Source organism: Candidatus Pelagibacter sp. PS_02 (genome assembly GCF_059418065.1).
On record NZ_CM182079.1, the window covers coordinates 452,568 to 479,127 of the forward strand.

General features: G+C 30.0%; 23 protein-coding genes and 2 tRNA genes. All 25 read left to right on the forward strand.

Features of this window, described 5'->3' with window-relative positions:
* The first annotated feature begins 27 nt into the window (after positions 1-27).
* The 25 genes from lon (at position 28) to dnaE (ending at position 26,460) form a co-directional block, all read left to right on the forward strand.
* Positions 28-2,412, forward strand: a complete 2,385-nt coding sequence (gene lon / locus AC5SL4_RS02445; protein ID WP_027306582.1) for an endopeptidase La — start codon at positions 28-30, stop codon at positions 2,410-2,412.
* A gap of 49 nt (positions 2,413-2,461) precedes the next feature.
* Positions 2,462-2,537 (forward strand) — tRNA-Val (locus AC5SL4_RS02450).
* A 13-nt stretch (positions 2,538-2,550) separates the two neighbouring features.
* Positions 2,551-2,627 (forward strand) — tRNA-Asp (locus AC5SL4_RS02455).
* A gap of 88 nt (positions 2,628-2,715) precedes the next feature.
* A complete protein-coding gene (locus AC5SL4_RS02460; protein WP_006997036.1) occupies positions 2,716-3,084 on the forward strand; it encodes an NADH-quinone oxidoreductase subunit A in 369 nt (122 codons plus the stop codon).
* 11 nt (positions 3,085-3,095) lie between these two features.
* Positions 3,096-3,617, forward strand: a complete 522-nt coding sequence (locus tag AC5SL4_RS02465; protein ID WP_006997035.1) for a NuoB/complex I 20 kDa subunit family protein — start codon at positions 3,096-3,098, stop codon at positions 3,615-3,617.
* A gap of 5 nt (positions 3,618-3,622) precedes the next feature.
* Entirely contained in the window at positions 3,623-4,231 is a 609-nt protein-coding gene (locus AC5SL4_RS02470; RefSeq protein ID WP_271616225.1) for an NADH-quinone oxidoreductase subunit C, read from the forward strand.
* Complete coding sequence (locus AC5SL4_RS02475; protein WP_006997033.1) at positions 4,215-5,390, forward strand: NADH-quinone oxidoreductase subunit D; 1,176 nt, start codon at positions 4,215-4,217, stop codon at positions 5,388-5,390. The genes AC5SL4_RS02470 and AC5SL4_RS02475 overlap by 17 nt, the downstream gene beginning before the upstream one ends.
* On the forward strand, positions 5,390-5,998 hold the full coding sequence (nuoE, locus tag AC5SL4_RS02480; RefSeq protein ID WP_011282014.1) for an NADH-quinone oxidoreductase subunit NuoE: 609 nt from the start codon (positions 5,390-5,392) through the stop codon (positions 5,996-5,998). Before AC5SL4_RS02475 ends, nuoE begins: the two co-directional genes overlap by 1 nt.
* Complete coding sequence (nuoF, locus tag AC5SL4_RS02485; protein WP_011282015.1) at positions 5,991-7,322, forward strand: NADH-quinone oxidoreductase subunit NuoF; 1,332 nt, start codon at positions 5,991-5,993, stop codon at positions 7,320-7,322. The genes nuoE and nuoF overlap by 8 nt, the downstream gene beginning before the upstream one ends.
* A complete protein-coding gene (gene nuoG, locus AC5SL4_RS02490) occupies positions 7,315-9,354 on the forward strand; it encodes an NADH-quinone oxidoreductase subunit NuoG (protein WP_494587517.1) in 2,040 nt (679 codons plus the stop codon). Before nuoF ends, nuoG begins: the two co-directional genes overlap by 8 nt.
* Positions 9,355-9,357: 3 nt before the next feature.
* Positions 9,358-10,356 (forward strand): NADH-quinone oxidoreductase subunit NuoH, encoded by a 999-nt coding sequence (gene nuoH, locus AC5SL4_RS02495; RefSeq protein ID WP_494587518.1) that lies wholly within the window; start codon positions 9,358-9,360, stop codon positions 10,354-10,356.
* A 2-nt stretch (positions 10,357-10,358) separates the two neighbouring features.
* The gene (gene nuoI / locus AC5SL4_RS02500; protein ID WP_494587519.1) at positions 10,359-10,844 is read left to right on the forward strand and encodes an NADH-quinone oxidoreductase subunit NuoI; all 486 of its coding nucleotides are present in this window, start codon (positions 10,359-10,361) and stop codon (positions 10,842-10,844) included.
* A gap of 2 nt (positions 10,845-10,846) precedes the next feature.
* Positions 10,847-11,479, forward strand: coding sequence for an NADH-quinone oxidoreductase subunit J (locus AC5SL4_RS02505; RefSeq protein WP_006997027.1), 633 nt, complete (start codon positions 10,847-10,849; stop codon positions 11,477-11,479).
* Positions 11,475-11,783, forward strand: coding sequence for an NADH-quinone oxidoreductase subunit NuoK (gene nuoK / locus AC5SL4_RS02510; RefSeq protein ID WP_026225064.1), 309 nt, complete (start codon positions 11,475-11,477; stop codon positions 11,781-11,783). Before AC5SL4_RS02505 ends, nuoK begins: the two co-directional genes overlap by 5 nt.
* 1 nt (position 11,784) lies before the next feature.
* Complete coding sequence (gene nuoL / locus AC5SL4_RS02515) at positions 11,785-13,698, forward strand: NADH-quinone oxidoreductase subunit L (RefSeq protein ID WP_494587520.1); 1,914 nt, start codon at positions 11,785-11,787, stop codon at positions 13,696-13,698.
* Positions 13,698-15,191, forward strand: coding sequence for an NADH-quinone oxidoreductase subunit M (locus AC5SL4_RS02520; protein ID WP_006997024.1), 1,494 nt, complete (start codon positions 13,698-13,700; stop codon positions 15,189-15,191). Before nuoL ends, AC5SL4_RS02520 begins: the two co-directional genes overlap by 1 nt.
* The gene (gene nuoN / locus AC5SL4_RS02525) at positions 15,191-16,606 is read left to right on the forward strand and encodes an NADH-quinone oxidoreductase subunit NuoN (protein ID WP_494587521.1); all 1,416 of its coding nucleotides are present in this window, start codon (positions 15,191-15,193) and stop codon (positions 16,604-16,606) included. Before AC5SL4_RS02520 ends, nuoN begins: the two co-directional genes overlap by 1 nt.
* Positions 16,606-17,169, forward strand: a complete 564-nt coding sequence (locus tag AC5SL4_RS02530) for a biotin--[acetyl-CoA-carboxylase] ligase (protein ID WP_006997022.1) — start codon at positions 16,606-16,608, stop codon at positions 17,167-17,169. Before nuoN ends, AC5SL4_RS02530 begins: the two co-directional genes overlap by 1 nt.
* Entirely contained in the window at positions 17,166-17,912 is a 747-nt protein-coding gene (locus AC5SL4_RS02535; protein WP_020169351.1) for a type III pantothenate kinase, read from the forward strand. Before AC5SL4_RS02530 ends, AC5SL4_RS02535 begins: the two co-directional genes overlap by 4 nt.
* Before the next feature lie 2 nt (positions 17,913-17,914).
* Complete coding sequence (locus AC5SL4_RS02540) at positions 17,915-19,570, forward strand: ribonuclease J (protein WP_494587522.1); 1,656 nt, start codon at positions 17,915-17,917, stop codon at positions 19,568-19,570.
* Positions 19,571-19,816, forward strand: a complete 246-nt coding sequence (locus tag AC5SL4_RS02545) for a DUF1467 family protein (RefSeq protein ID WP_011282023.1) — start codon at positions 19,571-19,573, stop codon at positions 19,814-19,816. It begins immediately after the preceding gene.
* A gap of 1 nt (position 19,817) precedes the next feature.
* Positions 19,818-21,152 carry a proline--tRNA ligase gene (proS, locus tag AC5SL4_RS02550; RefSeq protein WP_494587523.1) on the forward strand — a complete coding sequence of 445 codons (1,335 nt, stop codon included), beginning with the start codon at positions 19,818-19,820 and terminating at the stop codon, positions 21,150-21,152.
* Entirely contained in the window at positions 21,149-22,381 is a 1,233-nt protein-coding gene (locus AC5SL4_RS02555; protein ID WP_006997017.1) for an FtsX-like permease family protein, read from the forward strand. Before proS ends, AC5SL4_RS02555 begins: the two co-directional genes overlap by 4 nt.
* Positions 22,374-23,060 (forward strand): ABC transporter ATP-binding protein, encoded by a 687-nt coding sequence (locus AC5SL4_RS02560; protein WP_011282025.1) that lies wholly within the window; start codon positions 22,374-22,376, stop codon positions 23,058-23,060. The genes AC5SL4_RS02555 and AC5SL4_RS02560 overlap by 8 nt, the downstream gene beginning before the upstream one ends.
* Positions 23,044-26,460, forward strand: coding sequence for a DNA polymerase III subunit alpha (gene dnaE / locus AC5SL4_RS02565; protein WP_006997015.1), 3,417 nt, complete (start codon positions 23,044-23,046; stop codon positions 26,458-26,460). The genes AC5SL4_RS02560 and dnaE overlap by 17 nt, the downstream gene beginning before the upstream one ends.
* The last annotated feature ends 100 nt before the right edge of the window (positions 26,461-26,560 follow it).

Below are 26,560 nucleotides of genomic sequence, written 5' to 3' on the forward strand. Positions count from 1 at the left end.
AATATCATATTTAATATCCATATTTAGATGATGGATGTAAAAATTGAACGACCTTTATTACCGTTAAGAGATATTGTTGTATTTCCAAATATGGTAGTTCCATTATTTGTTGGTAGAGATAAATCTATTGCCGCTTTAAATGAAGTTATGAAAAAGGACAAAAAAATTGTTCTAGTTACCCAAAAAAATTCAGAAATAGATGACCCTAAAAAAACTGATGTTTTCATGTATGGTTGTGAAGGTAATATTCTTCAGTTATTAAAATTACCAGACGGTACAGTAAAAGTTTTAGTTGAAGGAAGCAAAAGAGTAAAAATTTTAGATTTTAAAGATAATGAGAAATTTATTATTTGTGAATATGCTCATCACCATGATGTAGTAACTAAAGATGAAGACTTAATACCACTAGCAATGACTGCTGTAAGAAGATTAGAAAAACTAACTTCAATTAATAAAAAAGTATCAAGTGAAACGATTAATAATATTAAAAAGTTAACTAATGCATCACACATTGCTGATAATATCGCATCTCACCTAACAGCTACAATTTCAGAGAAGCAACAAATATTTGAAACTATAGATGTTAAGAAAAGACTTAATTCTATAATTAAAATAATGGAGAATGAAACCAGTATTATTGGAGTTGAAAAAAGAATTAGAGGAAGAGTTAAAACTCAAATGGAGAAAACTCAAAGAGAATATTATTTAAATGAACAACTTAAAGCTATTCAAAAGGAATTGGGTGAAATCGAAGATGGAAAAGATGAAACTTCAAGTTTGAATAAATTAATTATTAAAGCAAAAATGCCAAAAGATGTTGAGAAGAAATGTATGGCTGAGCTTAAAAAGTTAAAAAATATGAGCCCAATGTCTGCTGAGGCTACTGTTATCAGAAATTATCTTGATTGGATGACAGATCTACCTTGGTATAAAAAAAGCCAAGTTGATATTGATCTGAAAAAAGCACTTGCAGTTCTTGATGCAGATCATTTTGGTTTAGAAAAAGTTAAAGAAAGAATTATTGAATTTTTAGCAGTCCAAAAAAGAATGGAAAAAATTAAAGGTCCAATTTTATGTTTAGTTGGTCCTCCAGGGGTTGGTAAAACATCATTAGGAAAATCAATTGCAAAAGCTACTAACAGAGAATTTGTAAGAGTTTCTGTTGGTGGTATGAGAGATGAAGCGGAAATAAGAGGACACAGAAGAACTTATATAGGTTCTTTACCTGGTAAAATTATTCAAATGATGAAAAAAGCAGGTACAAAAAATCCACTTATTCTTCTTGATGAAATAGATAAAATTGGAAATGATTATAGAGGAGATCCATCTTCTGCTTTGTTAGAAGCATTAGATCCAGAACAAAACACAACATTTAATGATCATTATCTAGAAGTTGATTATGATTTATCTGATGTCATGTTTGTTACCACAGCTAACACTTTGAATATTTTACCACCGTTATTAGATAGAATGGAAGTCATTAGATTAGCTGGTTATACAGAAGATGAAAAAATTAATATTGCAAATAAGTATCTACTACCCAAACAAGTTAAAGATAATGGAGTTAAAGAAAATGAAATGACTTTATCTGAGGATATAATTAAAGAAATTATCCAAAGCTATACAAAAGAGTCTGGTGTAAGAAACCTAGAAAGAGAAATTTCAAAAGTAGCTAGAAAAGTTGTTAAGAAAGTAGTTTCTGGAGAAGAGAAAGAAGTTAAAATTGATTTAAAAAATTTACCAGACTATTTAGGAATTCAAAAATTTAAATTTGGTGAACTTGAAAGTAAAGATAAAATCGGTGTTGTTACTGGTTTAGCTTGGACTGAATACGGTGGGGAAATTCTTAAAATTGAAACTGTTATAATGCCAGGAAAAGGCAGAATGCAAATTACAGGAAAATTAGGTGAGGTTATGCAAGAGTCTATCAAAGCTGCAAAATCTTTTATTAGATCAAAAAGTTTAGATTATGGAATCATTCCTCCTTTATTTGAAAAAAAGGATTTTCATATTCATGTTCCAGAAGGAGCTACTCCTAAAGATGGACCCTCAGCAGGTATTGGTATGGTCACTTCAATAGTTTCTGCAATCACAAATAACCCCGTCAGAAGAGATGTTGCAATGACAGGCGAGGTAACATTAACAGGTCAAGTATTGCCAATTGGTGGATTAAAAGAAAAACTATTAGCAGCACACAGAGCTGGGATAAAACAAGTTATAATTCCGAAGGAAAATGAAAAAGATCTTGTTGATATGCCTAAGAAAATTATTGATGATATAAAAATTACTCCTGTTGAGCATGCTGACGAAGTATTAAAAATAGCTTTAACAAAAGAATTAAAAAGAGTTGAGTGGGTCGAGGTTGAGAAAATTTCTCAATCTAATGATAAATCTCAAGCCAGTATTCAATAATTACCAATTTACATTATCTATTCCTTGATGTAATAGTAGCGCTTGTTTTGGGCGGTTAGCTCAGTTGGTAGAGCATCTCGTTTACACCGAGGGGGTCAAAGGTTCGAGTCCTTTACTGCCCACCAAAACAACTAAAGTGGGGGTGTAGCTCAGTTGGTTAGAGCGATCGCCTGTCACGCGATAGGTCGAGGGTTCGAGTCCCTTCACTCCCGCCACTTTTTCCCTATTAATTAACATTTATATTATTAAAAATGTGACGTAAGTACCCTTCAACAAGAGGTAAAAACTGCTATATAGACTCAAATGCTTTCAGAATTTTTAAAAGATTACTTACCAATTATTATATTTTTGATTATTGCACTTGGTCTGAGTTGTGCTTTTGTTGTTGTAAACTTAATATTATCACCAAAACATCCAGATCCAGAAAAATTATCTGCGTATGAATGTGGTTTTGAACCCTTTGAAGATTCAAGAATGGAATTTGATGTAAGGTTTTATTTAGTGGCAATTCTATTTATAATCTTTGATTTAGAGATAGCTTTCCTTTTTCCCTGGGCAATATCATTGGGCAATATTGGAGGTCTTGGCTTTACTTCAATGATGATATTTTTATTTATTCTTACGGTTGGATTTATTTATGAATGGAAAAAAGGTGCACTAGACTGGGAATAAAATTTTAGATTATGAACTTAGAAAATAAAAACAAAGAAATTCCTGAAGAATTTAAAAAACTTGCTGAAGACTTTAGTAAAAATGGTTTTATAACAACTTCACTTGATAATTTAATAAACTGGTCAAGAGCTGGTTCATTACACTGGATGACTTTTGGTTTAGCTTGCTGTGCTGTTGAGATGATGCAAACAGCAATGCCAAGATATGATTTAGAAAGATTTGGTGCTGCACCAAGGGGGTCACCAAGACAATCTGATGTTATGATTGTAGCTGGAACTTTAACCAACAAAATGGCACCAGCATTAAGAAAAGTTTATGATCAAATGCCTGAACCGAGATATGTTATTTCTATGGGTAGTTGCGCAAATGGTGGTGGTTATTATCACTACTCTTATTCTGTAGTACGTGGTTGTGATAAGATAGTACCAGTGGATATTTATGTACCAGGATGTCCTCCATCAGCTGAAGCATTACTTTATGGGATCTTGCAATTACAAAAAAAAATTAGAAACAAAGGATCTTTTGAAAGATAATTTATATGCAAAATTTAATTGATCTTGAAAAAAAAATTAACTCGGAACTTACAACTAAAATTAAAAAAACTGAGATTAGACATGAACAGTTATATGTTAATATTGACAATGAAGATTTGATAGATGTGACGTTATTTATTAAAAGTAATGAGAATACAAAATTTAGACAGTTAATTGATATTACAGTTGTTGATTACCCTGAAAATGCTCAACGTTTTAAAGTTGTGTATTTGTTTTTAAGTCATGAATTTAATCAAAGAATTATATTAAGTTACCTAATAAGTGAAAATGAAGTTATTCCATCACTAACACCCATTTATCCTGCAGCAAATTGGATGGAGAGAGAAGTTTTTGATATGTATGGAGTTAAGTTTAAAGACCATCCAGATATGAGAAGAATACTTACTGATTATGGCTTTGAAGGACACCCCTTAAGAAAAGATTTTCCTTTAACTGGTCATACTGAAGTTAGATATAGCGAAGATCAAAAGAAAGTTATTAGTGAACCAGTTAAGTTAGAACAAAATTATAGAAATTTTGATTACGAAAGCCCTTGGGAAGGAACAAAATATATTAAAGATCAAACTGACCTTGAAAATGACAAAAAAAATTAAAACATTAAATCTAAATTTTGGACCTCAGCACCCCGCAGCTCATGGTGTGTTAAGATTAATTTTAGAATTGGATGGAGAGGTTGTTGAAAAGGCTGACCCACATATTGGCCTTCTACACCGGGGAACAGAAAAACTAATAGAAAATAAAACGTATATGCAAGCAGTCCCTTATTTTGACAGACTTGATTATGTTGCCCCAATGAATCAAGAGCATGCTTTTGCTTTAGCTATAGAAAAAATTTTAAAGATAAATGTTCCAATTAGAGCCCAATTAATCAGAGTGATGTTTTGTGAAATTGGAAGAATATTAAGTCATATATTAAATGTTACAACTCAAGCTCTTGATGTTGGTGCTTTAACTCCATCACTATGGGGTTTTGAAGAACGTGAAACATTAATGACATTTTATGAAAGAGCATCTGGTTCAAGACTACATGCCAATTACTTCAGAGCGGGTGGTGTTCATCAAGATTTACCGATGGGTCTTGAAGAAGATATAGGTAATTTTTGTGAGTCGTTTCCTAAGATAATAGATGATCTTGAAACATTATTGACTGACAACAGAATATTTAAACAACGAAATGTTGATATAGGAATTGTAACCAAGGAAGATGCGTTAGATTATTCTTTTAGTGGTGTTATGATTAGAGGTTCTGGAGTTCCTTGGGATCTAAGAAAATCTCAACCTTATGACTGTTATGAACAACTAGAATTTAAAATTCCAGTAGGAAAAAATGGAGACTGTTTTGATAGATATTTATGTAGAATTGAAGAAATGAGAGAAAGTGTTTCAATAATCAAACAATGCTTAAGTAAAATGGAAAAAGGACCAATTAAATCATTAGATGGAAAAATTAGTCCTCCACCCAAAAAAGATATTAAACAATCAATGGAAGCTTTAATTCATCACTTTAAATTATTCACTGAAGGTTATCGTGTTGATAAAGATGAAATTTATACAGCTGTTGAAGCACCAAAAGGTGAATTTGGTGTTTATTTAATCTCTGATGGAACCAGCAAACCTTACAAATGTAAAATTAGAGCTCCTGGCTTTTCTCACCTACAAGCAATGGATTATTTGATTAAAGGACATATGCTTGCTGATGTACCTGCTGTTTTAGGTTCGTTAGATATTGTTTTTGGAGAGGTTGACAGATAATGAGTTTAAGAAAACCTGCAAAAGAACAACCAGAAAAATTTGAATTCACAGCAGATAGTCTAGCTGCAGCAAAAGAAATGATTTCCAAATATCCAGAAGGAAAACAACAAAGCGCTGTAATGGCATTACTATATATCGCTCAAAAACAAAATGATAACTGGATACCACTTGCAGCAATGAAATATATCGGAAAGTTTTTAGATATGCCTTATATAAAAGTTTATGAGGTGGCCACTTTTTACACAATGTACAACCTATCACCAGTTGGAAAACACTTTATCCAAGTTTGTACAACTACACCATGCATGATCAGAGGAGCATATAAACTTGTTGAAGCATGCAAAGAAAAAATTTCAGAAAATGAAAATGAATTATCTACTGATAAATCATGCTCATGGATGGAAGTTGAATGTTTGGGTGCATGCGTTAATGCCCCAATGATGCAAATTAATGATGACTATTATGAAGACCTCGATAAAGAAAAAACTTTAAAAATTTTAGATGAGATACTTGATGGTAAGACGCCAAAGCCAGGATCTTATAGAGGAAGAGTTAATAATGAACCTGAAAATAACAGAAAAACACTTTTGGATTTAAAAAATGCTTAACGATAAAGATAGAATATTTCAAAACCTATATAATGACAAAGGTTCAGATGTTGAGTCTTCAAAAAATAGAGGCGACTGGGTAGATACTGCTGAAATAATTAAAAAAGGTAGAGAATGGATTATAGAAGAAGTTAAATCATCGGAATTAAGAGGAAGAGGTGGTGCTGGATTTCCTACGGGTCTTAAATGGTCTTTTGCCCCAAAAGAACTTGGTTCTAGACCTCACTATCTAGTTATAAATGGTGATGAATCTGAACCTGGCACATGTAAGGATCGTGATATTTTAAGGTTTGAACCTCACAAATTAATAGAAGGATGTTTGATTGCTTCTTACGCAGTTCAGGCCCATGTTTGCTATATTTATATACGCGGCGAATATTTTATTGATGGACAAAAACTTCAAAAAGCTATCGATGAAGCTTACGAAAAAAAACTTATAGGAAAAAATGCCTCTGGTACTGGCTGGGACTTAGATATTTATATTCATTATGGAGCAGGCGCTTATATATGTGGTGAAGAAACAGCACTCCTAGAAAGCATCGAAGGTAAAAAAGGTCAGCCAAGATTAAAACCTCCTTTTCCAGCTTTAATAGGATTATACGGATGTCCAACAATAATTAATAACGTGGAAACTATAGCTGTTGTTCCGACGATTTTGAGAAAAGGTGGTAAATGGTTTGCGTCATTAGGAAAAGCGAAAAATACAGGAACTAAAATATTTTGTATATCTGGAAATGTTAATAAACCATGTAACGTTGAAGAGGAAATGAGTATATCTCTTAAAGAGTTAATAGAAGTACATGCTGGCGGAGTAATTGGTGGATGGGATAATCTACAAGCTGTAATACCAGGTGGATCTTCTATGCCTATTATACCAAAAAAAACATGTGAAACTTTAACAATGGATTTTGATTCACTTGTTGCTGAGAAAAGTGGTTTAGGAACCGCAGGTATTGTCGTTATAAATAATGATCAGGATATTATTAAATGTATGGCAAGAATTGCTAGATTTTATAAACATGAAAGTTGTGGACAGTGCACACCATGTAGAGAAGGTTCTGGATGGATGTGGAGAATGCTAGAAAGAATGGCTAAGGGAGAAGCGTCAAAAGATGAAGTAGAAATGCTTGGTGATGTTACAAATCAAATTGCTGGTCATACTATTTGTGCTTTCGGTGAAGGATCTTCATGGCCTGTACAGGGTTTGTTAAGACATTTTAGAAAAGAAATTGAGGAACGAAACAATTTTGAACCAACAATAAAAAAAAATAATGAAGTTCCTTATTTAGTCGATCAACATTTATTGGATAAAAAAAATGCCTAAATTAAAAGTTAACAATATTGAAGTTGAAGTTGAAGATGGCTTAACAGTCTTACAAGCTTGTGAAAAAGCTGGAGTTGAAATTCCAAGATTTTGTTATCACGAAAAACTTTCAATTGCTGGAAATTGTAGAATGTGCCTAGTTGAAATGGAAAAATCTCCAAAACCAGTTGCTTCATGTGCGATGCCTGCTGCTGAAGGTATGAATATTAAAACGAATACTGAATTTGTTGAAAAAGCAAGAAAAGGTGTGATGGAATTTTTACTTGCAAATCACCCATTAGATTGTCCTGTATGTGATCAAGGTGGCGAATGTGATCTTCAAGATCAATCAATGTTTTATGGGGTAGATAAATCTAGATTTAAAGAAAATAAAAGACAAGTTCCTGAAAAAAATATGGGTCCTTTAATTAAAACTCAAATGACAAGGTGCATCCATTGTACTAGATGTGTTAGGTTTGCAACAGAAATTGCTGGTGTACCAGAAATAGGAGCAATAGGACGTGGTGAAGATATGCAAATAACTACTTACCTTGAGCAATCAATGCAATCAGAATTATCTGCTAATGTTGTTGATTTGTGTCCTGTTGGAGCTTTAACATCTAAACCATATGTTTTTGAAGCAAGACCTTGGGAATTAAAAAAGACCGAATCTATTGATGTTATGGATGCTATTGGCTCTAATATAAGAGTTGATACCTATGGCTGGGAAGTTAAGAGAATTTTACCAAGAATAAACGAAGACATTAACGAGGAATGGATTTCTGATAAAACAAGACATGCTTGCGATGGTTTATCAAATCAAAGACTAGATACACCTTATATTAAGTATAATGGAAAATTTGAAAAAGCATCATGGTCTGAAGTTTTTAATATAATTAAATCTAAGTTTAAAAACACTGATAAAGAAAAAATCTGTGGGTTAACTGGTGATTTAGTCAATATGGAAACACTTTATATATTTAAAGAATTTTTTAATAAAACATTAGGTTCTCAAAATATAGAGTCTAGAGATAATTACAGTTATTTAAATCCAGGAAAGCGAGAAAATTATTTATTCAACTCATCAATTAATGGAATTGAAGAAGCTGATTTTATTTTCCTTTTAGGGACAAACCCTAGATTTGAAGCAACAATTTTAAATGCCCGAATTAGAAAATCCTATCTTCAAAACAAAACTAAAATTATTTCGCTAAATGAAGTAGGTGATCTTACATACCCTTACCAGTCTTTAGATGGAAACACTGAAACTGTTAAAAAAATTATCGAAGGTAAACATGAGGTATCTGATTTAATTAAACAAGCAAAGAAACCTATGATTATAATGGGTCAATCTGCACTTAAAAATAAATCATCTAAATATATTTTTGAATCAATCAAGCAATTTTTAGATGAAAATAATAAACTTTCCAATGATTGGAATGCTTTAAATATAATTTCTGAAAATGCATCCACGGTAGGTGCGTTTGATCTTGGGGTATATAAAACAACTGATGGTGACAATGAAGTTTTGAAAGACTTGGAAGATCACAAGTTTGAAATTGTTTATCTTCTAGGTCTAGACACTATTAATTTTGAAAAAAAAAATGAGTTTATTATTTATCAAGGCTCTCATGGAGATAAAGGAGCGGAAATAGCAGACATTATTTTGCCAGGGGCTGCTTATACAGAGCAAAATGGTTATTTTACAAATTTAGAAGGTAAATTACAAAAAGCCTACAAAGCATCTTATCCACCAGAACTTGCAAAAGAGGATTGGGTAATAATAAATGAACTTGCAGAGTCCATGAATCATAGAAAATTATTTAATGATAAAGATGAGCTGGATAGCAGTTTAATTAATCAAATAAATCTACATATTGAAAAAAATAACTCTTTAACTTCATCAAAAGTTAAGGAATTAATTTTTGAAAATGAATTGATTAAAATAGATAATGATTATTATTATTCAAATGTAATTGCTAGAGCTTCAAAAACTATGTCTGAGTGTAGACATTTAAAAGCAGATTTAAAGTCTACAGGAACAGAAGGTTAATTTATGGAATATCTTAATATTATTTTTTTACAAACTTACAAAATATTATTTTTATTAGTTCCTGTTTTAGTTTCTGTGGCTATGATTGTGTGGCTTGACCGACGTATTTGGGCCTTTGTACAAAAAAGGCAAGGACCTAATGTTGTTGGACCTTTTGGTTTGCTTCAATCATTAGCTGATGCATTAAAATATATTTTTAAAGAAGTTATAATTCCTTCAAGTTCAAATAAAGTAATCTTTATACTAGCACCAATTGTAACTATGACTTTGGCCTTAGTTTCGTGGGCTGTTATTCCATTCAGTGCAACTCAAGTATTGGCTGATATTAATGTAGGTGTCCTTTATCTATTCGCTGTTTCTTCTTTGGGTGTTTATGGAATTATTATGGGTGGTTGGGCTTCAAATTCAAAATATCCTTTTTTAGGCGCTATTAGATCTGCTGCACAAATGGTTTCCTACGAAGTATCAATTGGAGTTATTATTATAAATGTTTTGCTTTGTGTTGGTTCTTTAAATTTGAACGATATAATTATGGCTCAAGAAAATTTATGGTTTATAATTCCATTATTTCCAATGTTTGTGATTTTCTTTATTTCTGCATTAGCAGAGACAAACAGACCGCCATTTGATTTGCCTGAAGCAGAAGCAGAACTTGTTGCGGGTTATCAAACTGAATATTCAGGCATGATGTATGCAATGTTTTGGCTTGGAGAATATGCAAATATTCTTTTGATGTGCGCTATGGGGTCAATACTTTTTTTAGGTGGGTGGCTATCACCCATTGATCTTTATCCATTTAACTTAATTCCAAGCGCAATTTGGATGATTTTTAAAATATTATTCTTATTTGTTTTGTTTGCCTTGGTTAAAGCTATTGTTCCGAGATATAGATACGATCAATTAATGAGACTAGGATGGAAGATATTTTTACCATTATCATTAACATGGGTAGTTCTAACAGCTAGCTATTTGTTTTACTTCAACTTATTACCGGTTAATTAATTATGAAAATTTCAAGAATATTTAAAACAATTTTTTTATTAGATTTTTTAGGCGGCTTAAATATTGCTATCAAAGAAATATTTAAATCTAAAAAAACAATAAATTACCCTTTTGAAAAAGGAAAAATAAGCCCAAGATTTAGAGGTGAACATGCTTTAAGAAGATATCCTAACGGTGAAGAAAGATGTATTGCATGTAAGTTATGTGAAGCTGTGTGTCCAGCTCAAGCAATCACAATTGAATCCTCTGAAAGATCTGATGGTAGCAGAAAAACTACTAGATATGATATTGATATGATGAAATGTATTTATTGTGGTCTTTGTGAAGAGTCTTGTCCAGTTGATGCTATTGTACAGGGGCCTAATTTTGAATTTTCAACTGAAACAAGAGAAGAGCTTTATTATAATAAAGAAAAATTACTCGATAATGGAGATAGATGGGAAAATGTTTTAGCAGCCAATATTAAAACTGATAACTCTCACAGATAATTATGTTAGCGCACGCAATATTTTTTTATACGTTTTCTTTTATAGCAATTGTTTCTGCTATAATGGTAACGGTATCTAAAAACACCGTTCATTCTGTTTTCTTTTTAATTTTAGATTTCATAAGCATTTCATGCCTATTTATAATGATCGGCGCTGAATTTTTGGGAATGATCATGTTGATTGTTTATGTAGGTGCGGTTGCTGTTTTATTTTTATTTGTAGTTATGATGTTAAATGTAGCTCAACAAAAAAATCAGTGGTTTAGTGCACAGGAAAGTTCAAAACATATACCTATTGGACTAATAGTAAGTGTTATAATATTTTTCGAATTAATAATCGTAATTGGTGGATGGAAATATAAACCTGATCTTGTCTCGGCAATGTCTTTAACAATAGATAAAAATATAACCAATACTCATTCAATTGGTTACGTTCTATATACAGATTACATTCATGTTTTTCAGTTAAGTGGAATGATTTTATTAGTTGCAATGATAGGTGCTATTGTTCTTACATTTAGACAAAGATCTGGAGTTAAAAGACAAAGTTATTTTAGTCAAATATCTCGTGAAAGATCAGATGGTGTTGAATTAATTGATGTTGAGAACAATAAAGGAGTTAAATCTGATGATTAGTATAGGTTTAGGTCACTATCTTACATTGGCTGCAATAATTTTTACTATCGGCATAGTCGGATTATTTTTAAATAGAAAAAATATTATAGTAATTTTAATGAGTATTGAGCTTATTTTATTAGCTGTAAATATTAATTTAGTTTCATTTTCAATATTTTTAAACGATATTTCTGGTCAAATATTCACTCTTTTTATATTAACTGTTGCAGCGGCAGAGGCGGCAATAGGTTTAGCAATTATTGTTGTCTATTATAGAAACTCATCAACAATTGATGTTGAGAAAATTGACAGTTTAAAAGGATAATATGGAATTAGCTTTAATATTTCTTCCATTATTAGCCTCAATAACTTCAGGTTTTTTTGGTAAATATTTAGGTGACAGGAATTCAGAAATTGTAACTAGTCTTTTTGTGTCAATTTCAGCGTTACTTTCAATTATATTATTCTATCAAGTAATTGTTAACGGATATGAAAGTAATGTAGTTGTAGCAACTTGGATTAACTCTGGAACTTTAGATGTTAATTGGTCTATTAAAGTTGATGCTTTATCATCTGTAATGCTTGTTGTTGTAACTTTAGTTTCAGCTTTAGTGCATATTTACTCAATTGGTTATATGTCTCATGATCCACATAAGCCGAGATTCATGGCTTATTTGTCACTTTTCACTTTTTCAATGCTAACATTAGTTACCTCTGATAATTTTCTTCAGCTATTTTTTGGATGGGAGGGTGTAGGGCTTTGTTCATATTTCTTGATTGGTTTTTGGTTTAAAAAAGAAACAGCAAATGCAGCTGCAATAAAAGCCTTTGTGGTAAATAGAGTAGGTGATTTTGGCTTTGCTTTAGGAATTTTTTTAATCTTTTATTTATTTGGTACTGTAAACTATGTAGAAGTTTTTAATCAAATTCCACAAATTGTTGAAAAAAAACTTTTATTTTTAGGAATAAATGTTGGAGCAATTGATTTAATTTGTATTCTTTTATTCATAGGTGCAATGGGTAAATCAGCACAAATTTTCTTACACACTTGGTTGCCAGATGCCATGGAAGGCCCCACACCAGTTTCAGCTTTAATTCATGCGGCTACCATGGTTACAGCTGGTGTTTTTTTAGTTGTAAGATGTTCTCCAATTTTTGAATACTCACCTCTTACACTAAATATAATTACTGTTGTTGGAATGACTACAGCTTTTTTTGCTGCAACTGTAGCTTTAGTGCAAACTGATATAAAAAAAATAATTGCATACTCAACTTGTAGTCAGCTTGGTTATATGTTTTTTGCGGCAGGAGTAGGTGCCTATAATGTTGCTATGTTTCACTTATTTACTCATGCCTTTTTCAAAGCTTTACTTTTTTTAGGTTCTGGATCTGTAATTCACTCATTTAAAGATGAGCAAGATATTAATCAGATGGGAGGTGTTTATAAAAAACTTCCATATACCTATATATTTATGATTATTGGAACATTAGCTCTTACTGGTTTTCCATTCTTATCTGGTTTTTATTCAAAAGATGCAATTATAGAATTTGCGTATCTTAAAGGAAATACAACAGGATATTATGCGGCAGGTGTAGGAATTTTGACTGCTGTTTTAACATCAATTTATTCTTGGAGATTAATTTTTAAAACGTTTCATGGAGATTATAATAATAAAAAAATTAATATTAACGAAATGCACGAATCCCCATTAGTAATGCTTTTACCTTTATTTATACTTGCTATTGGAGCTATTTTTGCTGGTTTTTTATTTAAGGATTTGTTCATTGGTAATAGTAGTGGAAATAGTTTTTGGGGAGATTCAATTAAATTTTTAAATCCATTAAGTACAGAACATCCTCCTTTATGGTTTCTTTTAACTACACCAGCACTTGTATTAACCTCCATTCCAATTGCTTATTATTTATTTGTTAAAGATAAAGATATTCCAAATCGAATTGCTCAATCCAATAAACCATTACATAATTTTTTAATAAACAAATGGTATTTCGATGAACTTTATGATGTTTTGTTCATTAAATTTTCAAAAAAATTAGGAATATTTTTTTGGAAGGTAGTTGATGTTAAAATTATTGATAAATTTGGACCAGATGGAGTTTCTTCATTGATTAATAGGCTATCTTTAAAAGCAAGTAAATTTCAAAGTGGATTTATCTATCAATATGCATTTATGATATTATTAGGATTTTCTGCGTTATTAACATTTTTAATTTTGAATTAATGAATTTTCCAATTTTATCATCTTTAATTTTACTACCTGTAGTGGGCTCTTTGTTTCTATTATTTTCCAAAGATAAAAATTCTAATACAGGTAAATATGTTGCTTTATTTACATCGTTTGTTAACTTTTTAATTTCTTTATACCTTTGGTATCAGTTTGACCCAACCACTTCTGATTTTCAGTTTGTTGAAGATAGAGAATGGTTAAAGGGAATTATTAATTATAAGATAGGTATTGATGGAATATCAATCTTATTTATAGTTTTAACTGCGCTAATAACACCACTTTGTATAATCTCAGTTAACAATACTGTTAAAGACAGACTTAGAGATTTCCTGATTGCTATCTTAGTAATGGAAAGTTTAATGATTGGTGTTTTTTGCTCTCTTGATCTTGTTATATTTTATTTATTTTTTGAAGCTGGATTAATACCTATGTTTTTAATAATTGGAATATGGGGTGGAGCAAGAAGAGTATATTCAGCATTTAAATTTTTCTTATACACATTACTTGGTTCTGTTTTAATGCTAATTGCTATAATTTCGATCTACTGGATATCAGGAACCACAGATATAACTCAGCTTTATGAACTTGGTATAGACACCAAATATCAAAATTTATTATGGTTAGCTTTCTTTAGTTCTTTTGCTGTCAAAACTCCAATGTGGCCTGTACACACTTGGTTGCCAGATGCACACGTTGAAGCGCCTACTGCTGGCTCTGTTTTGCTTGCAGCTATATTACTTAAAATGGCTGGTTATGGGTTTATTAGGTTTTCTTTAGGACTTTTCCCAGTAGCTTCTGATTTATTTACGCCTCTAGTCTATGCCTTGAGTTTGATTGCTATTGTATACACATCTCTTGTTGCGCTGATGCAAGAAGACATGAAAAAGTTAATAGCGTATTCTTCAGTTGCACACATGGGATTTGTTACATTAGGTATTTTTACAATCACCCAACAAGGTATTGAAGGAAGTATAGTTCAAATGATAAGTCATGGTTTGGTTTCAGCAGCATTGTTTTTATGTGTTGGAGTTGTTTATGATCGTATGCACTCCAGATTAATAGCAACTTACGGTGGCTTAGTTTCGGTTATGCCTAAATATTCTATATTATTTATGCTTTTCACTTTAGCTGCATTAGGCTTACCCGGTACTAGTGGTTTTATAGGTGAATTTTTAATACTAATGGGGGCATTTAAAGATAATTTCTTAGTAGCAGTTATAGCTAGTTTAGGTGTTATTTTTGGCGCCGCATATATGTTGTGGCTATATAGAAGAGTTGTATTTGGAGAGATTAAAAATAAAGAACTTTTAAAAATGCCTGACCTTAATAATTCAGAAAAATTTATTTTGTGGTGTTTAGCAATACCAGTTTTATTTTTTGGATTTTATCCAGAGCCTCTTATTAATACGATTGAAATTTCTGTAAAAGATTTAATAGAGATGTACAATTTTAACTTAAATATGAATATAACAGAGGTACAAAATTAATGGATAATTTAAATTTTATACTACCTGAAATATTTATATCTTTGTCTATAATGTTTTTATTGCTTCTTGGAGTTTATAAAAAGAATAGCTCAAAAATTGTTCATAATCTTGCAGTAGGATCTTTACTTATTACGGGTATTTTAATTTTTAATAATCCGTTAGATCAAAATATTTCACTATTTAATGATGGTTACGTTGTAGATAATCTTTCATCATTTATGAAAATACTCACTATTTTAGGAGGTGCATTTGTTTTATCAATTTCAACAAGATATCTCAAAATATTTAAGATTTTTTTAATAGAATATCCAGTTTTAATTCTTTCTTCAATTTTAGGCATGATGGTAATGATCAGTTCAAATGATCTTATGGTTTTTTATATAGGTCTTGAGTTGCAATCTTTAGCTTTATATGTGTTAGCATCATTTAATCGAGATCAATTAAAGTCTTCAGAGTCTGGACTAAAATATTTTGTTTTGAGTGCTTTATCATCAGGATTATTGTTGTATGGATGTTCTTTGGTTTATGGGTTTTCTGGATCAACTAATTTTAATGTTATTGGTGATTTAATGAATTCATCTCATTATGGTTTAACATTTGGAATTGTTTTTATACTTGTTGGTTTGGCATTTAAGATATCAGCTGTACCATTCCATATGTGGGCACCAGATGTGTATGAAGGCTCTCCAACTGCTGTCACATTATTCTTTGCAATTGTACCAAAAGTTGCAGCTCTTACGGTTTTCATAAGATTTTTATATATACCTTTTGTTAATATGATCGATCAATGGCAACCTATATTAATATTTTTATCAATCGCCTCCATGATCTTTGGTGCTATTGCTGCAATTGGTCAAAATAATCTTAAAAGGTTGATTGCATATAGTTCAATTGGTCATATGGGTTATGCTCTAGCTGGTTTGTCTACAAGTTCAAACGAAGGCATTCAAAGCTCCATTGTATATATGTCGATATACTTGGTTATGAATCTTGCCTTTTTTAGTTGCCTATTGATGTTAAAGAGAAATGATGTTTACTATGAAACCATTGATGATTTATCAGGGCTATCAAAAAATCATCCAATTTTATCATTATCATTACTAGCTATTCTTTTTTCATTAGCAGGGATTCCTCCACTAGCTGGTTTTTTTGCAAAATTTTATATTTTTAAAGCTGTCATAGAGCAGTCAATGTACTTCTTGGCTATTGTGGGTCTTTTATCAACAGTAATAGCTGCATTTTATTATCTCAAAATAATTAAGGTTATTTACTTTGATAAAGAAAAAGAAAGTTATGACACAGATCATAATATTTGGCTAAAAGGATCCCTGACTTTTTCAACATTATTAATTCTCTTATATTTTATTTTTCCAAGCAAATTAGTGGAAATTGTATCTAGAATTAATATTATTTAATGAAATTAAAAAAGTTTAATTTTAAAACTGTAAATAGTACTAACGATCTAGCCATACAAATAATTAAAAAAACCAATAATAAATCTGGAATTATAATTGCTGAAAAACAAAAAAAGGGAAGGGGTCAATATGGAAAAAAATGGACTTCTTTTAAAGGAAATTTATTTGTTAGTATTTTTTTTAAAATTAACAAAGTCCAATTATCATTGAAAGATTTAACAAAAGTTAACTGTCTTTTAGTTAAAAAATTATTATCAAAATTTTATAATGGTAAAATTACAATTAAAAAACCAAATGATTTATTAATTAATAGAATGAAAATTTCAGGTATTTTACAAGAAATATTAACCAAATCTGGTGAAAAATTTATTGTTGTTGGAGTGGGTATAAATTTGACTAAGAGTCCAATTATAAAAAACTATTTAACTACAAATTTGTTTGACTTAACTGGTACCAAAATTACCCCTAATTATGCTGCTTTAAGGTTAAAAAAAATTTATGAAACTTTTATTCCAATGTTTCCTAAATTTAATATAAAAAACTTAGATAGAAATTTAAAATGATTATTGTTGGTGATATAGGAAATACTGAAACTAAAATTTGTTTAGTAAACTCTAAAAACATTATTATTAAACGTGTTACTTTATTAACAAAAAAAATAAATCACTCCTCACTTAATAAATCTTTACTTGGCCTAAATTTAAAAAATAAATCAATTAACAAATGTTTATTTTGCAGCGTCGTACCAAAAAAATTTAATGCAGTTAAAATCTTTTTTAAAAAAGTTTATAAAATTAAGTGTCACGAACTAAAAAAACTTAATTTAAATAAATTGATTAAGATTAAAGTTAATTATAAACAAATTGGTTCAGATAGATTAGCAAATGCAATTAGCATCATTAATAATAAGGATAATTTTATAATTTTAGACTTTGGAACTGCAACCACATTTGATGTTTTGATTAAAAATACTTATCATGGTGGCGTTATAGCACCTGGTGTTAAACTCTCATTGGATACATTAACCGATAAAGCATCACAAATTCCAAAGATCAATTTAAAAAAAACAAATAGAGTAATTGGTTTAAACACTATTAGTGCTGTTAGAGCAGGTTTTTTTTGGGGATATGAGGGTTTAATTGACAATATTGTTAATTTAATTAAGAAAGAGACTAAGATGTCCTTTAAAATTATTATTACTGGAGGATTTTCTGGTTTATTCAAAAATTCAATAAAAACGAAAGTTACATTAAATAAAGACATAACAATTAAAGGCCTAATCAGAGCCACTACTTTAATTAAATAAATATGAAAGATGAATTATTATTTTGCCCTCTAGGAGGGTCCGGAGAAATTGGTATGAATATGAACCTATTTGCCTACGGTAAACCTGGTGAGCATAAATGGATCATGGTTGATATTGGGGTTACATTTGCTGATGATACTTTACCCGGTATTGATCTTATTTACCCAGATCCTGGATTTATTGTTGATAAAAAAGATGACCTTTTAGGAATTATTTTAACTCATGCACATGAAGATCATATTGGTGCGATCGCACATCTTTGGCCTCAACTTAAATGTAAAATCTTTGCAACTCCATTTACAGCGGTTTTAATAAAAGAAAAATTTAAAGAAAAAAATATAGATGTAACCAAGTTTCTCAAAATAGTTCAATTAAATGGAACTGTAAATTTAGATCCATTTAAAATAGAATATATAACTCTAACTCACTCAATCCTTGAGCCCAATGGTCTTAGAATTGAAACTCCAGTAGGTGTAATATTGCATACTGGTGATTGGAAGATTGATCCTGAGCCACTTATTGGTGAAAAGATTAATTCAGATAGACTTAAAGAAATTGGTAATGAGGGCGTGCTTGCTATGATTTGTGATTCAACAAATGTATTTAGCATGGGTAAAGCTGGTTCAGAGTTAGATGTTAGAAAAAGTTTATTAAATATCATGGGTAGCCTTAAAAAGAGAATTGTTATGGCTTCTTTTGCTTCAAATGTTGCACGTATGGAAACAGCTTTTTATTGTGCAGAAAAAACTGGTAGACAAATATCTTTAGTAGGAAGGTCCATGCATAGAATATTTAAAGCAGCAAGACAATGTGGTTATTTAAAAAATGTTATAGAACCTATCGATGCGCGTGATGCCAAAAAAATTGCTAGAGAAAAAATAGTTTATCTTTGTACAGGTAGCCAAGGGGAACCTATGGCAGCACTAATGAGAATTTCTAGTAATACTCACCCGGATGTATTCATTGAAAAAGATGATGCTGTTATTTTTTCTTCAAAAATTATTCCAGGTAATGAGAAAAAATTGTATAAATTACAAAATCAACTAGTTAAAGATGGTGTTGAAGTTATTTCAGAAGAAAGCGAATTTGTTCATGTTTCTGGACACCCCAATAGAGATGATCTTAGAGAGATGTACGATTGGGTAAAACCTCAATGTGCAGTTCCTGTTCATGGTGAACACAGACATATGATTGAACATATGAAGTTTGCTAAAGAAATGAAAGTTCCACATCCTGTTCAAGTTGAAAATGGAGATATTGTAAAATTAGCACCTGGTAAACCACATGTTTTTGATAAAGCACCAAGTGGTAGACTTTATTTGGATGGTAATATGACTGTAGAAGAAGATGCTCAATCAATTAAAGATAGAAAAAACATTAGTGCAAATGGATATATGGAGGTTACTATTTTAATTACTGCAAAAGGTAATATCCACAAAAGACCCGTGTTAACTTTTAGAGGACTGCCTGTTTATGATGTTGATGAGTTTATATACGAATTAGAAGAAGCAATCGAAAAAACAACTAGAACTTTTTCTATAAAAAGTAAAAAGCAAGAATTTAATTTAATTGATGCTTTAAAAATAACATGTAGAAAATGTGCTAAAGATTTCACTGGTAAAAGACCATTTATCAATATCAACCTAGTAAGAATTTAAATGAGTGCAACAGGTCTTGCTATAATTTATATAATAATTTGGTGGATAGTTTTTTTTACAATCCTTCCAATTGATGTAAATAGACAAAAATCTATCAAAATTGATGGTGAAGACGCAGGTTCTCCTGAAAATCCTAAGATGCTAAAAAAATTCATTTATTGTACTGGTATAACAACAGTTATTTTCGTGATAATTTATTTATTGATAAAATATGAATATTTAAATTTAAGATATATAATTAATTAAAATGTACATTTCAAAGTCATTCATTCCAATATTAAAAAATAACCCATCAGAAGCAAAAATTAAATCACATCAGTTAATGCTAAGGGTTGGTATGATTAAACAATCCTCAGCAGGTATTTATTCATGGCTACCTTTAGGTTTTAAGGTGATGAAAAAAATTGAACAAATAGTAAGAGAAGAACAAAATAAAATTGGTGCCCAAGAAATACTTATGCCAACTATACAGCCCAGTGATATTTGGAAAGAAAGTGGTCGTTATGACGATTATGGTGATGAAATGCTTCGTATTAAAGACCGTCAAGGTAGAGAAATGCTTTATGGACCAACCAATGAAGAGTTAGTTACAGATATATTTAGATCAAGTGTAAAATCTTATAAGTCACTTCCTCAATTATTATATCATATACAATGGAAATTTAGAGATGAAGTTAGACCAAGATTTGGAATAATGAGAGGTAGGGAGTTTTATATGAAGGATGCATATTCGTTTGACGTTAATGACGAAGATGCAACATTCTCGTATAATAAATTCTTTTTCTCATATTTAAAAACATTTAAAAGATTAGAACTTTCAGCAATACCAATGGCAGCTGATACGGGACCAATTGGTGGAAATTTATCTCATGAATTTATTATTTTAGCAGATACAGGAGAAAGTAAAATTTTTACAGATAAAAGAGTTTTTGATTTAGGTAGTGAAGGAACTGTATTGGATAGACAATCCTTACAAGACTTAAGAAAAAAATATGAACAATATTACGCTGTAGCCGATGAAAAATTTAATAAAAAAGAATTTGAAGAAAAGGTGTCAGAAGAAAATAGGTTAATTACAAAAGGTATAGAGGTAGGTCACATTTTTTATTTTGGAGATAAATATTCAAAAGCTTTAAATGCAGCTGTAGATCTCCCAGGTGGCAAAAAAGATTTTGTTAAAATGGGATCTTATGGAATTGGTGTATCAAGGCTAGTTGGAGCAATTATAGAAGCTAAATATGATCAAAAAGATGAAATAATGAAATGGCCATTTTCTGTAGCACCATACGAACTTGCAATAATACCTATGATTAACAAAAATGATACATCGGCATTAGATAAAGCGAATAAACTTTTTAAACATTTTGAAAGTAAAAATATTGATACAATTATTGATGATATGGATGAAAATCTTTCATCTAAAATTAAAAAATTTAATTTGATAGGTGTGCCTTATCAAATAATTTTAGGAAAAAATTCAGAAGATAATTTATTAGAGTTTAAAGAGATTGGAAAGGATCCTAAAAGTTTAACACTAGATCAAATAACTCAAATTTTAACTGAACAAAAATTAAAAAATTGATTTCTGCATTAGAAAAAGAAATTACACTTAGATATTTAAAAACCAGAAAAAAAGACGGTTTTTTAAATATAATATCCATTTTTTCATTTATTGGAATTAGCCTTGGTGTTGCAGTACTTATTATTGTGATGTCTGTTATGAATGGCTTTAGAAGTGAGTTAATTAATAAGATTGTAGGATTTAATGCTCATGTCACTGTTAAGCCATATGAAACTTCTATTAATTTAGAAAAACTAAATAGTGAAAATCTAAAATTAATTTCAAAAGAATTAATACTTAGTAATTCTGGTGAAGCAATTGTTATTAGTAAAAACTACACTAAAGGTTTAATTTTAAGAGGTTATAGTAGAGAAAACTTTCTAAAACTTGATGTTGTAAAAAAAGGAAACTTAATTGGTAAATCAAACCAATTAACAAAGAATTCGATATCAATAGGTAAAGAATTAAGTTTTAATTTAGATCTTAGTGTAGGAGATAAAGTATCAATAATGTCTCCAGTAGGCATTGAAACAATAATAGGAAGTCTACCCCGGCAAGAAACTTTTATTATTAGATCTATCTTTGATAGTGGTTTAGCGGATTTTGATGCAAATATTGCTTTTATAAATTTAGAAACATTGGAAAACTTTTTTAGTTTTAAAAAAGAAGACCGTAACCTAGAAATTTATTTGAACAAACCATCAAATATTGAAGAAGCAAAAAATAAAATTCAAGAAATATTCAAAAATGAATTTGTATATAGTTGGGCTGATATGAATAGCTCATTGTTTTCTGCATTAAAGGTTGAAAGAAATGTAATGTTTATAATCTTATCTTTGATTATTATAGTAGCTGCTTTTAACATTATTTCGGGTCTTACAATTTTAGTTAAAAATAAGACAAGAGATATAGCTATACTCAAGTCGATTGGTGTCATGAACAAGTCTATTGTTAAGATATTTTTCCTTGTTGGTGTTATTATTGGAACTACAGCAACACTTTTTGGAATCTTTTTAGGTGTAATATTTTCTCTATACATTGAAAACCTGAGAGAATTCTTAAGTAATACATTTAATATTAGCTTATTTCCTGAAGAGATTTATTTTTTGAGCACAATGCCCTCTGAAATAAACCCAACTTCAATTTTTATAATTTCTCTTTGTTCAATTTTTATAACTATTATCGTTTCAATTTTTCCAGCAATAAAAGCTTCAAAATTAGACCCTGTTAAAGGACTTAAGTATGAATAATTTGATATCATTAAAGAACATATCTAAATCTTTTTCTAACAATAAAAAAATAAATGTTTTAAAAAAAATTAATTATTCTTTTACAAAAGGTAAGATTTATTCTCTAGTTGGTCCATCTGGATCTGGAAAGTCTACATTATTAAATGTTTTGTCACTAATAGATAAACCTACCACTGGTTCATTGATAATTAATAAAACACCAGTAAACTTTAATGAAAATGCGAAAAATGATAAAATTAGATCAAGTAAAATTGGTATTATCTATCAACAAAATAATTTACTTCCAGATTTTACTGCATTAGAGAATGTTTATTTAGCTGGTTTAGCTTTAACAAATGATAAAAAAAATTCAATTGAAAGAGCAAAAGAAATTATAAAAACAATGGGTCTTTCATCACGTGAAGCTCATTTTCCATCTGAACTATCAGGAGGTGAAATGCAAAGAATTGCAATGGCTAGAGCACTAATTAATGAACCTGAAATTATATTAGCAGACGAGCCTACTGGCAGCTTAGATCATACTACTGCTAAAGAGGTTTTTAATGTTTTATATAAATTAAAAAATAAAAATAGATTAATAATTTATGCAACTCACAATAGATTTTTTGCTAATATGGCTGATTGCAAATTAGAAATGATTGATGGTAATATAAAAGCTATCAATGCCAGAATTAAATAATCAAAATTTTAATCACTTAAAAATTCACACACAGTATTCAATTTGTGAAGGTGCTATCAAAATTGATAACTTAAAAGATTTTTGCAAAGAAAAAAAAATACCCTGTTTAGGTATTTCAGACACATCTAATTTATGTGGTGCATTAGAGTTCGCTGAAAATATTTCTAAGGTTGGTACACAGCCAATTATTGGCACTCAAATTTATTTTAGATTTGAAGATACAACAGGGCTATTACCCCTAATAGCTCTTAACGAAAATGGATATAAGAGAATTATTGAACTTTCCTCAAGATCTTACCTTGAAAATGATGCATTATCTGACCCTCATTTAGATGTAAAAGATCTTTTAATAGACACTGAGGGTGTGTCCTTACTTTCTGGAACTATTCAAGGATTATTCGGTAAACTATTTGAAAAAGGTCGTTTAGATGAAATATCAAAACTATATAGAAGCTTATCATCAAAATTTAATGATAATTTTTACCTTGAAATCCAAAGACATGGTGATCAAAACGAAATTGCTTTTGAAAAATTCAATTTAGAACAATCTTTAAAAATTCAAATACCAATTATAGCTACAAATGAAGTTTATTACTTAACACCTGACATGCACGAAGCTCATGATGCTTTAACGTGCATTGGTTCTAAAACTTATGTTAATGAAAAAAATAGAATTAAATATAGCAACCAGCATTATTTTAAATCTAATGAAGAAATGTCAAAGCTATTTTCAGATCTTCCTGAAGCTTTGGAAAATAACTTCAATTTACCATTTAAATGTAATTTTAGACCACAGTTTTCAAAACCCGTACTTCCAAATATTAGCTCTGAAAAAGGAGGCAGTGCTGATGAAATACTCAAAAAAGATTCGCTAGACGGATTAAAAGAAAAATTCCTCAAAGTTTTTAAAGTTGAAGAAAACAATTTAAAAACAGATGATAAATTTTTGAAATACAAAGACAGACTAGATCATGAATTAAAAATCATAATCGAAATGAAATATCCAAGTTATTTTTTGATTGTATCTGATTATATTAAATGGGCTAAAAATAACGATATTCCAGTAGGACCTGGTAGAGGTTCTGGGGCTGGCTCACTGGTTGCTTGGTGTTTATCCATTACGGATGTTGATCCGATTAAATTTAATTTAATATTTGAAAGATTTTTAAACCCTGATCGAGTATCAATGCCTGACTTTGATATAGATTTTTGTGAGGAAAAAAGAGATCTTGTTTTTAAATATTTAACTACAAAATATAAAGATAGTGTTGCTCATATAATTACATTTGGAAAATTAAAAGCAAGAATGGTTATTAGAGATGTTGGTAGAGTATTAGGTCTACCATATGGTTTTGTTGACAGTATTTCAAAAATGATCCCTTTTGATCCCTCTAGACCTCAAAGTCTAACTGAGTGTATTAATAGTGAACCACGACTTCAAAAATTAGTTAATGAAGACCCACGTGTAAAAAAATTAACTGATCTTTCTTTAAAATTAGAAGGTTTAAATAGAAATGTAGCAACTCATGCAGCAGGCGTTGTAATAGCTGATAGAAAATTAACTGAAGTTGTACCTTTATACAAAGATGCTGCAGCAGACTTGCTGTTACCATCAACACAATTTGACATGTATTCAGCAGAAAATGCTGGCTTAATCAAGTTTGATTTTTTAGGATTAAAAACTTTAACAGTTATTAATAGAACACAAAAATTGATTAATAAAAAAGTTAAAGATTTCAAAATTGAAGATATTGATTTTGATGATCAAAAAGTTTTTGAACTTTTATCTTCTGGTAACACTGTTGGATTATTTCAAGTTGAAAGTGCTGGTATGCGCGAAGCATTGTTGCAAATGAAACCTAACCATATTGAAGATATTATTGCTCTTGTTGCTCTTTATCGTCCAGGACCTATGAGCAACATACCAATTTACAATGACTGTAAACACGGAAGACAAACACCTGATTACTTACATCCACTACTTGAAGATATTTTAAAACCTACTTATGGAGTTATTATTTATCAAGAACAAGTGATGCAAATAGCGCAAAAACTCTCTGGTTTTACCGCTGGTGAGGCAGATATTTTAAGAAGAGCTATGGGTAAAAAAAAAAGAGCCGAATTAGAAAAGCAGAAACAGGGATTTATTGCTGGTGCTTTGAAAAATGGAATTAGCAAAGAAGTTGCAGCTAGTATATTTTTAAAAATTGAACCATTTGCTGAATATGGATTTAACAAAAGTCATGCTGCTGCTTATGCTATAATTTCCTATCAAACTGCTTTTTTAAAAACCTATTATCCTAAAGAATTTTTTGCAGCATCTATGACAATGGATATTTCAAATCAAAATAAATTGGGAGAATTCCATGAAGAACTAAAAAGAATTAATATTAAAGTTATACGACCTGATATTAATAAGTGCTTTGCAGATTTTCAATTCGATGACAATAATTTTTATTATGCTCTTGGTGGAATTAAAAGTGTTGGTTATGAAGCAATATCAAATGTTGTTAAAGAAAGAAATGAAAATGGAGATTTTAAATCTATAAATGATTTTTTAAATAGAGTTAATCCTAAAGATATAAATAAACTTCAATTAGAAGGTTTGGTTAAAGCAGGAGCTTTTGATAATATAGATAACAATCGACAAGCCTTATTTAATTCTATTCCAAATTTTATTTTAAAAACAAAAAATATTTATGAAAACAAAGCAGCAAATCAAATTGATCTTTTTGGCTCAGATGAAGAACAGGATAATGAAATAGTTCTAAATATTGAAGATTGGAAGTTTGAGGATCGTTTATCAAGAGAATTTGAAGCTATTGGTTTTTTTATATCTGACCATCCTTTAAATCAATTCAAAGAAATTTTTGATGATTATAAAATTGTCGATTATGCACAGTTTAATTTGGATGATACAATAAAAGAGGCAAATATTGCAGCTACACTTTTAAAAATCACTGAAAGAAAAACTGCAAAAGGTAATTCATACGGAGTTATTAAGTTCACTGATTTAACTAGTGTTTTTGAGCTATTTATTTTTTCAGATATTTTAGAACTTAATAGAGAGGCTTTAGTGGAGGGTAGCTCTTTAATCATAACCTTGATCAAAACCATTTCTAACGATGAAAATAGATTTAAAAGAATAAATGTTCAAAAAATTGCATCTCTCAAGGATCTTTTTAATAAGCCTGTTAACGAAATTGTATTTAATATTAAATCAATTAAAGACATCGATAAAATATCTGATTTAGTGAATGAAGAGGGGACAACTGAGGTAAAAATTAATATAACCGATAAAAACAATGAAATTAGCTTTAAATTGAAAAACAAGCGTCTTATTGACAGGAAAGCTATTAATATTATCAGAAATAAAGATATTTCGACAACTATTCATTAAAAAAGACTTGTTTGTTCTATAAATAATTTGTAAATAACTCTTAAATTATATTAACACGCACACAGTTTGTGGTTTTATACCTCCGGTCCTTAAATGGAAA

Excerpts from the sequence above, each read along its gene's own strand:
- nuoI (WP_494587519.1), top strand. The coding sequence starts at position 10,359 with ATGAAAATTTCAAGAATATTTAAAACAATTTTTTTATTAGATTTTTTA.
- AC5SL4_RS02530 (WP_006997022.1), top strand. The coding sequence starts at position 16,606 with ATGAAATTAAAAAAGTTTAATTTTAAAACTGTAAATAGTACTAACGAT.
- AC5SL4_RS02465 (WP_006997035.1), top strand. The coding sequence starts at position 3,096 with ATGAACTTAGAAAATAAAAACAAAGAAATTCCTGAAGAATTTAAAAAA.
- nuoE (WP_011282014.1), top strand. The coding sequence starts at position 5,390 with ATGAGTTTAAGAAAACCTGCAAAAGAACAACCAGAAAAATTTGAATTC.
- lon (WP_027306582.1), top strand. The coding sequence starts at position 28 with ATGATGGATGTAAAAATTGAACGACCTTTATTACCGTTAAGAGATATT.
- nuoH (WP_494587518.1), top strand. The coding sequence starts at position 9,358 with ATGGAATATCTTAATATTATTTTTTTACAAACTTACAAAATATTATTT.
- nuoL (WP_494587520.1), top strand. The coding sequence starts at position 11,785 with ATGGAATTAGCTTTAATATTTCTTCCATTATTAGCCTCAATAACTTCA.
- nuoF (WP_011282015.1), top strand. The coding sequence starts at position 5,991 with ATGCTTAACGATAAAGATAGAATATTTCAAAACCTATATAATGACAAA.
- AC5SL4_RS02560 (WP_011282025.1), top strand. The coding sequence starts at position 22,374 with ATGAATAATTTGATATCATTAAAGAACATATCTAAATCTTTTTCTAAC.
- dnaE (WP_006997015.1), top strand. The coding sequence starts at position 23,044 with ATGCCAGAATTAAATAATCAAAATTTTAATCACTTAAAAATTCACACA.
- nuoG (WP_494587517.1), top strand. The coding sequence starts at position 7,315 with ATGCCTAAATTAAAAGTTAACAATATTGAAGTTGAAGTTGAAGATGGC.
- AC5SL4_RS02505 (WP_006997027.1), top strand. The coding sequence starts at position 10,847 with ATGTTAGCGCACGCAATATTTTTTTATACGTTTTCTTTTATAGCAATT.
- AC5SL4_RS02545 (WP_011282023.1), top strand. The coding sequence starts at position 19,571 with ATGAGTGCAACAGGTCTTGCTATAATTTATATAATAATTTGGTGGATA.
- AC5SL4_RS02470 (WP_271616225.1), top strand. The coding sequence starts at position 3,623 with ATGCAAAATTTAATTGATCTTGAAAAAAAAATTAACTCGGAACTTACA.
- AC5SL4_RS02475 (WP_006997033.1), top strand. The coding sequence starts at position 4,215 with ATGACAAAAAAAATTAAAACATTAAATCTAAATTTTGGACCTCAGCAC.
- AC5SL4_RS02540 (WP_494587522.1), top strand. The coding sequence starts at position 17,915 with ATGAAAGATGAATTATTATTTTGCCCTCTAGGAGGGTCCGGAGAAATT.
- nuoN (WP_494587521.1), top strand. The coding sequence starts at position 15,191 with ATGGATAATTTAAATTTTATACTACCTGAAATATTTATATCTTTGTCT.
- AC5SL4_RS02535 (WP_020169351.1), top strand. The coding sequence starts at position 17,166 with ATGATTATTGTTGGTGATATAGGAAATACTGAAACTAAAATTTGTTTA.
- AC5SL4_RS02460 (WP_006997036.1), top strand. The coding sequence starts at position 2,716 with ATGCTTTCAGAATTTTTAAAAGATTACTTACCAATTATTATATTTTTG.
- AC5SL4_RS02520 (WP_006997024.1), top strand. The coding sequence starts at position 13,698 with ATGAATTTTCCAATTTTATCATCTTTAATTTTACTACCTGTAGTGGGC.
- proS (WP_494587523.1), top strand. The coding sequence starts at position 19,818 with ATGTACATTTCAAAGTCATTCATTCCAATATTAAAAAATAACCCATCA.